This is a genomic window from Legionella shakespearei DSM 23087 (assembly GCF_000373765.1).
Taxonomy (GTDB): Bacteria; Pseudomonadota; Gammaproteobacteria; order Legionellales; family Legionellaceae; genus Legionella; species Legionella shakespearei.
In genome coordinates this window covers 1-13483 of record NZ_KB892388.1, presented here as the reverse complement: position 1 = coordinate 13483, position 13483 = coordinate 1, and the positions used below count along the sequence as shown (strand labels likewise).

The window sequence follows — 13483 nt, the reverse complement described above, 5'->3', positions numbered from 1 at the left end:
AGGCTAATTGTTTTGTCAATATCATTTGCATCTATTTCAAAATCTTGATTAAAAGTCAGATTTCAAACCAGTATGCACCAAATATGGTGTTTATTAATTGTTTCGCATCGTTATTGCTATCTCATTATAGGGTACACTGCACCCAATAAGGCAAGTTTTTTTGATCCGGTGATAGAGGTTAAATCCACTGGCTGAGTATTTATAGTTTGCTGCGCCAACCATGCAAACATCATAGCCTCTAAATAATCAGGGCTAAAACCTGCTTCACTAATGCTTTTTACCTGTGTTTCTGGCAACAGTTCTGCCAGTAACTTGCTTAACTGAGTATTGTGAGTACCCCCACCACACAAATATACATATTTTAAAGGCTTTTTATTATTTAGAATCGCATCGGCTATTGCATGGGCAGTCAGTGCTAATAAAGTTGCCTGCACATCAACGGGTTTATAATCTTGAAGCAAATGGTTTTCCAGCCAGCCTAAGGAAAAATACTCCTTGCCAATACTTTTAGGGGCGCTCAGTGCAAAAAATGGGTCCGAGAGCAGATGATCCAGCAGTGATTTGATCACAGTTCCTTGTGCAGACCATGCACCATCCTCATCATAACTTTTTGCCTGATGGCGGTAGATCCAGCCATCCATCAAACAGTTACCTGGGCCAACATCCCAACCTTTGGTCGGATGTTCATGAGAAATAAGGCTTACATTGGCAATGCCACCAATATTAATAAGGGCGACATCCGAATCAGCGTGTGAAAATAACTCCTGATGATACAATGGAGCAAAAGGAGCCCCCTGCCCGCCATTCACTAAATCTCGGGTGCGAAAATCTGCGACTACGGGAATTCCAGTCAAGGAAGAAATGGTGTGGCCGCAGCCAAGCTGTAAGGTATAGGGAATGGTTTCGCTGGTATCATGACATACTGTCTGGCCATGGCTACCTATGGCTTCAATATCTTTGGCAGATAGTCTGGCTTCATGCAGCAATTGATTCACTGCGGATGCAAATTCCCGTCCTATTAGTGTATTTAACTGACAGATTTCACCAAGAGTCAAATTGACACCCGCGAGTACACGCTCAATACGTTGTTTTACTTCATCACTGTATTTGGCGGTAATGCCATGGATTAATTTATTAGCGGGTAGCTCAAGCAGTGCAGCATCAATACCATCCATGCTGGTGCCTGACATCAAACCTATGTATAAAGCCATGAAATACTCGGAATTTGTAATAGAATGAATACATAGTACTAAATACTGGAGGTACTGGCAAAGTTGCAAAGGTATTTTACTTTGATTTGTAACTCATAACCGTAGCTCGGTCTGCTTGCAGCCGGGATTGTGCCTGCTTCATCCCGGCTGCAAGCAGACCGAGCTACACACCCTGCCAATTTTTTGCTCTCTGACTTTACAGTGGCACTTGTTCAAAAGACGTAACTTTGTAGTGGTTTAACCCGATTCACGTCATCCTGAGCGCGTCCTTTTGCGCGAAGGATCTCCAAATATTGGTACTATGCCGATTTCAGGAGATCCTTCGCGCAAAAGGACGCGCTCAGGACGACGTAGATCGGGGAACGGTTAAAGAAGTGTATAAGAGACAGCCCCAAGCAGCCAACTGTAGCCCGGTCTGCTCGCAGCCGGGATCGAAATGGCACCATCCCGGCTGCGAGCAGGCCGGGCTACACATCCTGCCAGTTTATTGCTGGTTAAGGCTTTCTTCTATCATGGCACTTTTCGTTTTTCAATGTTACATTCAAGATGAGGGTTTTCTTGTAATGAGTAACACATAAGTAAAGGATAAAAATGCATCATCCCAAAACGCCATTTTTATACATAGCATGCCTTTCGGGTTTCTCATTAATTACCTTTGACTTATATCAGCCTGCTATGCCTAATATCATCCAATACTTCCATACAACACATGAGCTGGGGCAGTTAACTTTAAGTTTTTATTTGTTTATTCAAGGCCTGGCGCAATTATTCTGGGGCCCTCTTATCGACCATTTTGGCCGATTGAAATGTCTTACTGTCAGTCTGATTCTATTCATCACCGCCACTCTGGTATGTATTTTTGCAAGCAGCATTTATATATTGATTCTTGGCAGAGTGCTGCAAAGTTTTTTCGGTTGCTGTTCTGCTGTAGTTGCTTTTTCATCCACCCGTGATTATGACGATACTCTGGAAAGAGCAAAAATACTCTCCTATATATCAATGGTAGTCTCTGTTTCTCCGGTCATTGCGCCGTTATTCGGCGCTATAGTGTTTTTATATTTCGGCTGGCAGGCAACGTTTATTTGTATGGCTGTAGCTGCTATGGTTCTGCTTTTTCTTGCCGGGCCTTTATTATTAGAATCTCCCTATTGGCTAAAAGAACAGGCTGCCTTTTCATTTCATCAATCCATCAGGCACTATTTATTAATTCTGAGTAGTAAACATACCTGGACAGGAATTATCATCCTTACAGGAGCCTTTGCTAATATAATGATTTTTATAGTGAACAGTACTTATCTCATCATTCAGCAATTACATTATTCCCCTACCGTTTTTGCATTGATCTTTGCCTGTAATGGTTTCATCATGATTTTGAGCAATTTCCTGGGTATACGTCTCAGAGAATATTTTTCACTGCGTTGGAACATGTGTTTTGGCAGCTTGCTGATGATTGCCGGCAGTTTCATTTCGCTAATGCTTTACCTCCATCAGGGATTTAGCTTATTAACTCTTGTCCCCCTGCTCATAGTTACTTGTGGCGTATGCATAGCGAATCCGCCAGCCCTCTCTTTGGCGCTGATGAATTATCCCGAGATTGCCGGTTCCGCTACGGCCATACTTAATACCATGCGAATGAGCTTATCTGCACTTATTGCCGCAGGAATTGGTATTTTATTGACCAAAAACATTTATATTGTACCATTAAGCATGATGTTTTTTGGAATTTTATGTCTTTTATTCAGTGCTTTATATGGTAAAAGTGAAGAGATGATAAGTTAGGGGTGATGCGCAGAACTGTAGCTGTAATATAGGTGCCACGTCATCCCGGCTGCAAGCAGACCGGGCTACGCACTGTGCTATTGCGGAGCAACTTCGTTCCGTTCCACGTCGTCCTGAGCGCGTCTTTTTGCGCGAAGGATCTCCTGAAAGCGGCATAGTGCCAATATTTGGAGATCCTTCGCGCAAAAAGACGCGCTCAGGACGACGTAGATCGGTGTGTAGAAGAGCCAACTGCTTGCAGCCGGGATCGATGTAAGAATTCTTTAATTTCTTGTCAGTTTGAAGCAATTGTAGAAATTGTCGGTAGTAATCTTTGCAATGTCTTTATAATCCATGCCCCGCAATTCTGCTATAGCTTCAGCGACATGCTTTACCAGAGCCGGATGATTTTGCTTACCTCGATGAGGTACAGGAGCCAGATACGGTGAATCCGTTTCAATCAGCATCCTATCCAAGGGAATTTTTCTTGCAACCTCTTGCAATGCAACAGCATTTTTAAAGGTTACAATTCCTGAAAATGAAATATAAAAATTAAGCTCTATAGCCCTGCGCGCTATATCCAGATCTTCAGCGAAGCAGTGCATCACACCGCCAATTTCCTGAGCATTCTCTTCAGCCATAAGTTTTAAAGTATCTTCTGCTGCCTGACGGGTATGAATAATCAGAGGCTTTTTAGTGATGATTGACGCTTTTATATGTTCCCGGAACTGTGCTCGCTGAACGTCCTGGGCTTCATCGGTCAGTGTGCGGTAGTAATCAAGCCCGGTCTCACCAATAGCGATACAGGCGGGATTTGCAGCTAAATCACAAAGCATTTTCGCAGTTACAGGCTCATCCATTTCATTATTAGGATGCACACCAACCGATATATTTATATTAGGGTACAATGCCGCCAGACGTTCCAGTTCAGGATAGTCACTTAACTCCACACAAACACTCAGGAAATGCTGAACATCGTTTTCTTTGGCCCTTGCCATCAGCTGAGAAAGATCATTATTAAACTCTGTCAAATCTATAAAGTTCAAGTGGCAATGTGAATCAACTAACATGTTTATCCTTCTTATATTGTATCTGTCAATTGTGAGGATTTTAACATTCCTGCCAGGTAAGTTTCTATTTTATTACATAAATAACGGCTGTTATCACCTATAAATTGCACGCCTATTCCGGGAGGTTTATTTCCTTGAGCCCCCTTGGGAGTAATCCATACCACAGTACCTTGAACCAAATAGGGTTCGTGCTCATTAATTAATTTTACGGATAATTCCACTGATTCGCCCAAAGGATAGATATGATTGGAACGAATGAACAGGCCACCACCTTTAACAAAGGGCATGTAGGCTAAATACAAAGAAGCTTCACTGGTAAAGGAACAGTTTATAAGTTGAGCTTTTTCAGTCATAAACCCTCCAGTTTCAAAAGTCTGATTATTGGCAATATAACGTCCTGTTACATTTACTTTGAAATCAGAGAAAACAGAAGATCCTCAAGAACCAAAGTATGATTTATATTCATATTATGGCTTAATTTTTTTAATAATGTATTTATTTTATCAATTTGAGAAAAAATCAATATAGGATTTGATAGCGCCAATAACCTCTGTAATTGCTTGATTGCAGGCCCGGAACTGGCTGTTGCAGTAAAATGCATGTATTGTAATTGCGAATAAACCAAATATAAAAACCAAAGCAGAGTACCAAGCTCATATTGAGACCATTGGGCAGCCAGGATGCAAGGATGCTCTCTCTGTTCTATCAGGGCAATTAATCCTTCTAAAATCACTTCCGATTGCTTCACGATTGCAGAGCGCTCCGATTCTTCAGGATATTTATCGCCCAACGCCAGCAAATTATTTTCTCTGGCATCATCAGGAGAAGAAAAAGTAAGGATTTGGCAACGACTTAATATGGTTGGTAATACCGTAGATAATTGCTGGGCAATCAAAATAAATACGGTATGGTCAGCCGGTTCTTCCAAAATTTTTAATAGCGCATTAGCAGAGGCGGTATTCATCTTGTCAGCTGCTTCTAAAACGATTATCCGATGTTGCGCACGCTGTGGCGTTAAAAAAGCAGAATTCTGCAATTCTCTGACCTGATCAATTTTAATTGCACTACCCGCTTTTTCAGGCTTAACCCATAGTACATCCGGATGCTCGGAATTTTGAACCATTGTACAGTCAAGACATGCCAGACAAGGTTCTTGAGAGTTTATTTTACAATGAAGAAGTTGCATGATACGGATAGCGAAATCCGCAAGGGCACAATGCAAAGGACCAACAAAAAGCATAGCCTGAGGGATGCGCTGATGAGTTGCAGCAGTTTGAATTTTTTTCCACTGCTCTATATGGTTCATCGCTTACTCTCAATAAATGCTATAACAGTATTTTGAATATCCTTTTGTACTTCGTCCAAGGGTTGAGTAGCATTGATTTTAACAACATCTGAATGCTCATCAATATAACTCATATAAGTCTCATAGACACGATGGAAAAAATCAATGGATTGTTGTTCTATTCTATCCAGCTTGCCTCGCAACAACGCCCTTTGCATGCCTGACTCAGGTGTAATATCTAAAAACAGGGTAAGATCAGGCTTAAATCCATCCAAACAAAAGGAAGACAAATGATTTATCATGGACAAGTCAATCCCTCTGCCTCCACCTTGATAAGCCAGTGTAGATAATTCAAACCGATCAGCAATAACCCATTCACCGCGCTTTAACGCCGGCTTAATCACTTCTGCAAGCAATTGCATGCGTGCAGCATACAGCAATAACAGTTCCGTTTTATCTTCTATAATGCCGCTATAATCAGGATTTTTAATTATAGATCGCAACAGTTCGCCAATAGCTGTGCCGCCCGGTTCTCGGACGGTGATGTGAGGAATAGCACGTTGTTCCAGGAGCGTCATCAGGGTATGCACAGCAGTGGATTTTCCAGCCCCTTCCAATCCTTCAATTACTATTAACTTCCCTGCTGACATTAGGAATCCTTTCTTTGATATTGATTGATCGCTTTTCTTTGTTGCTCGTAAGTTTCTGAAAACTGATGCGACCCATCTCCCTTGGCCACAAAATATAAATAATTGGATAATTGTGGATGAGCCGCCGCGTCTATAGCCTCTTTTCCAACCATAGCAATAGGTGTAGGGGGTAATCCTCTGTGTATGTAAGAGTTATAAGGAGAGTTAATCAACATGTCATTATGAGATAATTTTCCTTTGTAGGAATTGCCCAACGCATAAATCACCGTAGGATCCATTTGCAGCGGCATACCTTTCTTTAACCGATTAACCACAACACCGGAAATCAGTTTCCGCTCCTGCGCTATAGCCGTTTCTTTCTCTATTATTGATGCCGCAATCAGCAGTTCATAAGGATTACGATAAGGCAGATTAGGCGCCCTGTTAGCCCAACTGGTATTCAGATAAGCCATTAAATTTTTATTTGCCTGCTCTAAAAGGCTTTTACTGCTGCTTCCACCATGAAATTGATAGGTATCGGCGAGTAGTAATCCTTCTGCACTGGGGTATTGAGCTTTAATAGCAGACCAGTCATCCGGACTATAACTTAAATAATTTGTCTTGATCAGATCCTGAGTTATTTTTTGCTGTGTAGTCCCTTCGATAATGATAAAATTTTGTGTGATTACATCGCCTGTAGCGACTCTGTGCAGCAATTGCAAAGCACTTTCACCAGGATTAATCTCATAAACACCTGCTTTTAATTTCTGTGACAATCCTTCAAAACGAATGATCAAAAGTAAAAGCCGTGTTGAATTAATTAATTTTCTAGCTTTTAATAAATGAACGAACTGATAAGCCGAAGCAGAACGATCCAGACTAATAATCTGCGGTTGATTTCCTGTTGGAATTAAAGGAGCCTTTACCAGGCTATACACACTCAATCCCACAATAAGAAAAGACATAAAAAACAGTATTAAAATAGAAAGTAACAGTTTTTTATGTCTTGAAGAGTGCATTCTAGTTAAATTCGCTTAAATACCAGGCTACCGTTAGTTCCACCAAAGCCCAGAGAATTACTTAATACGTAATTAATTGTTCTCTTTTGGGGAGTATGGGCAACATAATTCAAATCACAACCCTCATCCGGATTATCAAGGTTAATAGTTGGTGGAGCGATTTGATCTCTTATAGCCAAAATACTTATTATCGCTTCAACAGCACCGGCAGCTCCTAATAAATGTCCGGTCATAGACTTTGTAGAGCTCACTGCCAAATCATAGGCATGCTGCTGAAAAACGCGTTTAATCGCTTTTGTTTCATTCATATCGTTCAGATAAGTTGAAGTACCATGCGCATTAATGTAATCAACCTGATGCGGCTCAATACCCGCATCATGAACAGCGGCCTCCATGGCACGTGCAGCACCATCAGCATCTTCATCTGGTGCAGTAATGTGATACGCATCACCTGACATGCCAAAACCAACCAGTTCAGCATAAATTTTAGCGCCACGCGCTTTCGCATGCTCATATTCTTCCAAAACAAGAATACCAGCACCTTCACCCATAACAAAACCATCTCTGTCCTTATCCCAAGGTCTCGATGCCTTCGTTGGTTCATCGTTGCGCTTGGATAAAGAACGTACTGCAGAAAAGCCTGCCAGACATAATGGGGTCGTTGTCATTTCCGATCCGCCGCAAACCATTACATCAGCATCACCATAAGCAATCATGCGCCCGGCAAGTCCAATATTGTGCGTACCAGTAGTACAGGCTGTCACAACAGAAATATTGGGGCCTTTAAGATTGTGTCTAATAGAAATCTGACCAGCAACCATATTAATTATGCCTGCGGGTATAAAAAACGGGGACACTTTACGTGGACCGCCAGATACCAGCTTGTCCTGATTGCTGGTTATTGTCTGAATACCACCGATTCCAGCCCCCACTGCCACGCCAGTACGACGTGATAGAGCTTCGTCAATGCTCAAATCTGAATCGATTATTGCTTCTTCTGCAGCAGCAATACCGTATTGAGTAAACATATCCATTTTACGAGCGTCTTTAATCGGTACGTAGTTCTCAACATTAAAATTCTTGACCTTGGCCCAGATCCTGGTGCTGTATTCTGTAGTGTCAAAATCATCCACACTACCAACACCACTAACCCCATCCAAAATATTTTGCCAAGTTTCCTGGACATTAAGTCCGACTGGAGTAAGCATCCCCATACCGGTAACCACTACACGCCGCTTGTTCAATGAAAGCTCCTCGAAAAAGAACAGGTTTCCTCGTCACTTCTCACCCTTCCGTCATCCTGCATGTATCTGCGATATCTTCTGACTAATTATACAGCCTCTGTAAGATATTCACGCTACATTCAAGATGACGTATTAACGGGAGAGCTATTATGCTTCTTCTTTATTTAAATTAGATTCGATGTAATCAATAGCTTCTTGAATTGTAGTAATTTTTTCAGCTTTCTCATCAGGAATTTCAGTTTCAAATTCTTCTTCAAGAGCCATAACCAACTCTACAGTATCAAGAGAATCAGCGCCTAAGTCATCAACAAATGACGCATCATTTTTTAATTCTTCTTCTTTAACACCCAATTGTTCAACAACAATTTTACGTACACGGTCTTCAACTGTACTCATATTTTGATTTTCCTCTTTCGGTTGATAGAAATAATTTAAAATACTGACGGCTAGTTTATTCAATTATACAGATAACGCAAGTGCATTTAACTCATATACATGCCACCATTGACATGAATTGTTTCACCTGTAATATATTTAGCACTGTCTGATGCTAAAAAAACAACAGCATCGGCTACATCTTCTGCTTGTCCCAGTTTGCGCATTGGAATTCTTTTTAACATTTCGTCTTTAACCATATCAGGCAAAGCAGTAGTCATATCTGTATCTATAAAACCAGGAGCAACAACATTAACAGTAATACCTCTACTGCCAATTTCCTGAGCTAAAGACTTAGAGAAGCCTACAACCCCCGCTTTTGCAGCCGTATAGTTAACCTGACCCGAATTGCCACTTGCACCTACAACTGAACCTACAGAAATTATTCGTCCCCAACGCGCCCGAAACATAGGTTTTAAGCACGCTTTGGACATTCTATAAATAGAATTCAAATTCGTTTCTATTACTTTGTACCATTCTTCATCATCCATACGCAATAATAAATTATCCGCCGTAATTCCTGCGTTATTTACAAGTATAGATGGACTTTGATCATTATCAGACAAAGTGGACATCAAGTGTTCGACTTGTTCTCCATTGGTTACATCAAGAACAATTCCCTTCCCAGCTAATTTCTCTTTTTCGAAAGCAGCATCAATGGCAGCGGCACCTTGTTCCGTTGTTGACGTACCGAAAACAAAAGCCCCCTGCTTTGCCATTTTCAACGCAATGGCATGCCCAATTCCGCGACTGGCACCAGTAACTAAAGCTATTTTACCTTCTAAAGTAATCATGAAACACTTCCTCTCAAGCTGGAATATGGAGCTGTTCTACGACCTGATCAAGACTGATTGTGTCATAAACACTGATCGTATTTAAACTTCTGTCTATTCGTTTTATCAATCCACCCAGAACTTTACCTGGTCCTGATTCAACAACGAGATCCACGCCATTGTTCTTGAATAATTGGATAGTCTCTACCCATCGAACAGGGCTGTATAGTTGCTCTTTTAATTTTGTTCTGATTTGATCGGCTGATTGATAAATATTTAAATCAACGTTAGATACAACATCTACACTTGGCTTTTTAAAATCAATAGCAGCCAGGTCCGCTGCAAATATTTCGGCTGCGTCAGATAAAAGCGGGCAGTGACATGGCACACTCACTGGAATTACTTTCGCCAATCGAGCTCCTGCTTCGTCAGCAAGATGAATTAATCGCTCGACTGCTGCTGTATGACCAGCAACAACAACCTGTCCTATTGCATTGTAATTTGCAGGAGTAACTTTACTGTCTGCACCACTGGCCTGTTGACATAAATCATCTACTTGCTCATCAGTCAGGCCAACTACAGCCGCCATAGCTCCCACACCGAGCGGTATGGCATTTTGCATGACTTGTCCTCTGCGTGCTACCAGACGGGCAGCATCAGCCAAAGTCAATGAGTTCGCGCAAACCAAAGCAGCATATTCACCCAAACTATGGCCAGCCATCAATCTGGGAGCAGGTATCCCTAATTGGCGCATTAATTGATAGACAGCCACATCAGCGGTTAACATTGCAACCTGAGTATGTTCAGTCTGGTTTAGTTTTTCTTCAGGACCGTTTTGAGTCAGATTCCAAAGATCATAACCTACAGCTTCAGAAGCATTATGAAATACATCACTCACAATGGAATATTGTGGCAAAAAGTCGGACAACATTCCTATAGATTGAGATCCTTGTCCAGGAAATACAAATGCTGTGTTAATCATAATAGAATCAGACCTTTAAATTAATAATTAGTAACGGATGACCATTGCGCCCCAGGTCATACCACCACCAAATGATTCAATTAATATCAATTCATCACGCTTGATGTGATTGTTTTTAATTGAATAATCCAGAGCTAAAGGTATCGATGCGGCAGATGTGTTGCCTTGATTACCAATGGTTACTATGACTTGTGACATAGGAAGAGATAATTTTTTTGCTATAGCTTGAATAATACGTATGTTTGCCTGATGGGGAATAAGCCAATCGATGTCTGATTTTTTTAATTTGCTTAACTCAAGCACTTCGTCAACGACATCACCCATAATATTTACGGCAAGTTTAAAGACTTCATTACCACGCATACCAATTGTTCCACGTTTTTCGTCAAAGGTAGCGTTTGGCAGGCTTAATAATTTATCTGAGTCAAAGGACGAATGCAGCACACTGCCCATTACACCTTGTCGGTCACTGGCACTTAATACAACTGCGCCGGCACCATCGCCAAATAATATACATACGGATCTGTCAGTCCAGTCTACAGCTTTCGACATCGTTTCGCTGCCAATTACCAGAATGTGTTGTGCAGTACCTGACGCAATATACTGCTTTGCAATATCCATGGCATAGACAAAACCACTGCATGCAGCACTTATATCAAAAGCCGGGATAGGTTTTTTAATTTTTAAATGGTGCTGCACATGGCAGGCAACGCTGGGGAAAAAATGATCTGGTGTGCACGTAGCCACCAGGATTAAATCAATGTCATCTGCAACCAGGCCAGAGGACTCTAAAGCACCTTGAGCTGCCTTGGCGGCCATATACGAAGTAGTTTCATGGGGTTCGGCAACACTTCGGCTGCTTATCCCTGTTCTGGTCACTATCCATTCATCATCAGTATCTAATGTTGTCGTCAAATCAGCATTAGTAACCTGCCTTTCAGGAGAGTAACTTCCTGTGCCACTAATTACAGCATTCTTCATAGCAACAATCCCTGATTTATAAAATCGTTTATTTGATCACGTACCAAATCTACAACATTATTTTGTACTTCAAGAACAGCCTGACCAATGGCATATTCAAAGCCTACTTCATTAGCCCCACCATGGCTTTTAATAACAATACCATTCAAACCAAGCATACTGGCACCATTGTATCGGGAAGGATCCAGACGGCTTTTCAAATGCTTTAACGCAGGAAGCGCGATTAACCCGGCAATTTTTGTTAACCAGTTTTGATTAAAGGATTCTTTAAGGACTGTTAACAAGAGTTTTGCCAATCCTTCACTGGCTTTTAACGCTACATTACCAACAAACCCATCGCATACAACCAGGTCAACATCACCGCTGTAAAAATGATCCCCTTCAACGTAACCAACATAATTCATTACGGTACATTCAGCCAGCATATGAGCAGTGCGTTTCACCTGATCATTACCTTTGATTTCTTCAACACCAATGTTAAGCAAGGCTATTTTAGGTTTGGGCTTATTTTCAATCGCCTGAATCAGGGCAGAACCCATGACAGCAAACTGGAATAAATGTTCAGCACATGAATCAACGTTCGCGCCAAGGTCAATAACCCAGGTTTTACCTTTAATAGTAGGTAATTCAGAAACTATAGCCGGTCGGTCTATTCCTGGCAGTGTTTTCAGCACATAGCGCGCTGTAGCCATCAAGGCACCCGTATTACCCGCGCTGACGCAAGCCTGTGCTTTGCCTTCCTTAACAAGGTTAATGGCAACACGCATGGAAGAATCTTTTTTATTGCGCAACGCATGAGAGGGTAATTCATCCATACCCACTATCTCAGATGCATGAACAATGGAAAACTGTTTTGAGGATAAGGCACCATGCTTCTTTAGAGCAGCGCTCACCTTGTCTTGAACTCCGACAAGGATCAGCTTTAAATTTGGATTTTTTTTAGTTGCACGAATACAGGCAGGAATCACTACACTTAAGCCATGATCCCCACCCATCGCATCAACTGCAATGGTGATGTTATTCAAGAATAATTACTCTTGGTCTTCGTATGCAGAGTTAGCGGTATCAAGAACTTTTCTACCACGATAGTAACCATCTTCAGTCATGTGATGACGCAAGTGTGTTTCACCGGTAGTCTGATCAACAGAAAGAGTTGGTAAAGTCAGCGCATCATGAGAACGACGCATATCACGGCGTGAGCGTGATTTTTTATTTTGTTGTACGGCCATTGTATTACTCCTAAACAATTTGCATTCATAAAGCGGGAATATTACCGATATTTTGGCTTCAATCCAAGTGTTAATTACACAAAATATCAATAAGTTTCACTTTTCCCAGTTAAAATTTGATTTATTTCACTATCACAATCACTAATTTCAGGATGAAATTGTGGCGCGTAGAGATGTAATTCGTCAATAACAAGTTCCATAAGATCTACCTGCCAGTTAGATGAAACCACACTTTCGTATTGTTCCAATATCTGTTCTGCCCTTTCATCACTTCGGCATACTGCTATGGTCGTCTGATTGTCATAGGAATTTGCAAACTCTTGTGCGCAGCGCTGGCAAACAACTGACAATGGTCCTTTTACTCTTAGATGAATCAGGTAAAAGTCATCTTCAGCTTCAATAGCGTAGCTCACGTCCAAATGACATGGCCCATTAAGAAAAGCCGGGAGACGATCGCTGACAACCAACGTTTGGTTTTGCTGGCCTTGCTTGGCCATTTCTTGCAGATGTAGCATTTGTAAAACTTCCCAAATAACATATTATCCTACAAAATGCCCTGTTTATCAACATATTGTGCCTTGTCGAAAAGTGGGGAATACAATAAGTCCTGGCGGAACGTGTACCCGGTCTGCTTGCAGCCGGGATCGAAGTAGCACACCCTGCCAAATCAGGGAGATCCTTCGCGCAAAAAGACGCGCTCAGGACGACGTGGATCTGGGAATGGCACAGTTTTGTAGCCCGTATTAGGCGAAGCCGTAATACGGGAATGAGTTGATTGCCACTTCCCTCCCGTATTACGGCTGGCGCCTAATACGGGCTACAAATTGGCACCATGCCACATTCAGGAGATCCTTCGCGCAAAAAGAC

Annotated in this window: 15 protein-coding genes; 1 reads left to right on the top strand and 14 read right to left on the bottom strand. The window is 41.6% G+C overall.

Annotated features, from left to right (window positions below; genetic code table 11):
• Positions 1-116: 116 nt before the first annotated feature.
• Positions 117-1211 carry an anhydro-N-acetylmuramic acid kinase gene (locus B094_RS0104275; RefSeq protein ID WP_026253872.1) on the bottom strand — a complete coding sequence of 365 codons (1095 nt, stop codon included), beginning with the start codon at positions 1209-1211 and terminating at the stop codon, positions 117-119.
• Positions 1212-1802: 591 nt separating this feature from the next.
• Here B094_RS0104275 and B094_RS0104270 point away from each other — a divergent pair.
• The gene (locus B094_RS0104270) at positions 1803-2990 is read left to right on the top strand and encodes a multidrug effflux MFS transporter (RefSeq protein ID WP_018576563.1); all 1188 of its coding nucleotides are present in this window, start codon (positions 1803-1805) and stop codon (positions 2988-2990) included.
• Positions 2991-3253: 263 nt separating this feature from the next.
• On the opposite strand, the gene B094_RS0104265 is transcribed toward B094_RS0104270, so the two are convergent.
• From B094_RS0104265 to B094_RS0104205, 13 genes are all read right to left on the bottom strand, one after another.
• Entirely contained in the window at positions 3254-4039 is a 786-nt protein-coding gene (locus B094_RS0104265; protein ID WP_018576562.1) for a TatD family hydrolase, read from the bottom strand.
• 11 nt (positions 4040-4050) lie between these two features.
• Entirely contained in the window at positions 4051-4392 is a 342-nt protein-coding gene (locus tag B094_RS0104260) for a PilZ domain-containing protein (RefSeq protein WP_018576561.1), read from the bottom strand.
• Between the two features lie 53 nt (positions 4393-4445).
• A complete protein-coding gene (locus B094_RS0104255) occupies positions 4446-5345 on the bottom strand; it encodes a hypothetical protein (protein WP_018576560.1) in 900 nt (299 codons plus the stop codon).
• Positions 5342-5974 carry a dTMP kinase gene (gene tmk / locus B094_RS0104250; RefSeq protein ID WP_018576559.1) on the bottom strand — a complete coding sequence of 211 codons (633 nt, stop codon included), beginning with the start codon at positions 5972-5974 and terminating at the stop codon, positions 5342-5344. The genes B094_RS0104255 and tmk overlap by 4 nt, the downstream gene beginning before the upstream one ends.
• Positions 5974-6972: an endolytic transglycosylase MltG gene (gene mltG, locus B094_RS0104245; protein ID WP_018576558.1), complete on the bottom strand. Its 999-nt coding sequence runs from the start codon at positions 6970-6972 to the stop codon at positions 5974-5976. The genes tmk and mltG overlap by 1 nt, the downstream gene beginning before the upstream one ends.
• Before the next feature lie 5 nt (positions 6973-6977).
• Positions 6978-8216, bottom strand: coding sequence for a beta-ketoacyl-ACP synthase II (gene fabF / locus B094_RS0104240; protein WP_018576557.1), 1239 nt, complete (start codon positions 8214-8216; stop codon positions 6978-6980).
• A gap of 147 nt (positions 8217-8363) precedes the next feature.
• The gene (gene acpP / locus B094_RS0104235) at positions 8364-8654 is read right to left on the bottom strand and encodes an acyl carrier protein (protein WP_420324226.1); all 291 of its coding nucleotides are present in this window, start codon (positions 8652-8654) and stop codon (positions 8364-8366) included.
• Positions 8655-8698: 44 nt separating this feature from the next.
• Positions 8699-9445: a 3-oxoacyl-ACP reductase FabG gene (fabG, locus tag B094_RS0104230; RefSeq protein WP_018576555.1), complete on the bottom strand. Its 747-nt coding sequence runs from the start codon at positions 9443-9445 to the stop codon at positions 8699-8701.
• A gap of 13 nt (positions 9446-9458) precedes the next feature.
• On the bottom strand, positions 9459-10406 hold the full coding sequence (gene fabD / locus B094_RS0104225; RefSeq protein ID WP_018576554.1) for an ACP S-malonyltransferase: 948 nt from the start codon (positions 10404-10406) through the stop codon (positions 9459-9461).
• A gap of 27 nt (positions 10407-10433) precedes the next feature.
• Positions 10434-11387: a beta-ketoacyl-ACP synthase III gene (locus tag B094_RS0104220; protein WP_018576553.1), complete on the bottom strand. Its 954-nt coding sequence runs from the start codon at positions 11385-11387 to the stop codon at positions 10434-10436.
• Positions 11384-12412 carry a phosphate acyltransferase PlsX gene (plsX, locus tag B094_RS0104215; RefSeq protein WP_018576552.1) on the bottom strand — a complete coding sequence of 343 codons (1029 nt, stop codon included), beginning with the start codon at positions 12410-12412 and terminating at the stop codon, positions 11384-11386. The genes B094_RS0104220 and plsX overlap by 4 nt, the downstream gene beginning before the upstream one ends.
• 6 nt (positions 12413-12418) lie before the next feature.
• Positions 12419-12616, bottom strand: coding sequence for a 50S ribosomal protein L32 (gene rpmF, locus B094_RS0104210; protein WP_018576551.1), 198 nt, complete (start codon positions 12614-12616; stop codon positions 12419-12421).
• Between the two features lie 86 nt (positions 12617-12702).
• Complete coding sequence (locus tag B094_RS0104205) at positions 12703-13131, bottom strand: YceD family protein (protein WP_018576550.1); 429 nt, start codon at positions 13129-13131, stop codon at positions 12703-12705.
• Between the last annotated feature and the right edge of the window lie 352 nt (positions 13132-13483).